The following is a 1021-nucleotide window of genomic DNA, read 5'->3' on the forward strand; positions in this document are numbered from 1 at the left end:
CTCCGGATCGTCGGATATTTGCTCCTCCCCGAAGCTTTTCGCAGCTTATCACGTCTTTCATCGGCTCTTAGTGCCAAGGCATCCACCCTGCGCTCTTTCTAGCATAACCAATGGATGTCGAAAGCGGTTCTGCTGATTCAAAGCGGTTCTTGGAAGCTTGCTTCCATAAGACCGGTTTGTAATCTGCGGAATCATTTGCGAAGCAAAGGATATCGAACGAGCTCTGCTCGTGAGATAACCGCTCCGTAAATCATTCGACGGGTCACTTTCTAACATCGACACATATATAGCGTTATATGCGTTGGTATTCAAGGTTGTTTTTTTACTTCGTTTTCTCGAAGTGTTAGTTAATTGTTACTCTTAAGAATAACAATCACCTCGGATGTCTTTCTCTATTTATTTGAGAATTGATTTTCTTTGTATGCGATTTTCAAGGTACATTGCATAACAGATTATTTATTGTGTCAGATGCTTGCATCTGTAAGCAAGAAATTACTCTGTTATATAGTGTGCCTGCACACGACCGAGAGAACTTGTTCTCGAGGTGCAATGTACACACATTTCTCTGACTGATATTTTATCAGTCATTAAAGACCAGAATCTTTTCTAATCTTTAATCACTGGTAAAACCAGCTATCATTAACAGCACTGCCCTGCTGATTGGGTTGACCGCAGAATCCCCTCAGACTCTGTGTCTGTATCTATATGAACTTCGACGGCGAATCCGTCTTATTTTTTGCAGTTCTGGCGGCCACCTGCTCTCCCACACCGTCTCCAGTGCAGTACCATCGGCCGCTTAGGTCTTAACCATCGTGTTCGGGATGGGAACGGGTGTGTCCCCTAAGCGCATCGCCACCAGAAATATTCTGTTATCTTTTTGATAACTAAACAATAGAAACAACCCTTACTTTTCTTCCTTAGAAAGGAGGTGATCCAGCCGCACCTTCCGATACGGCTACCTTGTTACGACTTCACCCCAGTTATCGGTCCCACCTTCGGCAGCTCCCTCCTTTCGGTTGGG

At 44.5% G+C, this 1021-nt stretch carries 3 rRNA genes; all 3 read right to left on the reverse strand.

What is annotated here, in order from left to right:
- Nucleotides 1-109 (reverse strand): 23S ribosomal RNA (locus tag ACTNB3_RS17785); the annotation flags it as partial.
- Between the two features lie 633 nt (nt 110-742).
- Nucleotides 743-860, reverse strand: a 5S ribosomal RNA gene (gene rrf / locus ACTNB3_RS17790).
- Nucleotides 861-921: 61 nt separating this feature from the next.
- A 16S ribosomal RNA gene (locus tag ACTNB3_RS17795) occupies nt 922-1021 on the reverse strand; the annotation flags it as partial.

Origin of the sequence: Bariatricus sp. HCP28S3_D3 (assembly GCF_052065755.1) — a bacterium.
Lineage (GTDB): Bacteria > Bacillota > Clostridia > Lachnospirales > Lachnospiraceae > Allocoprococcus.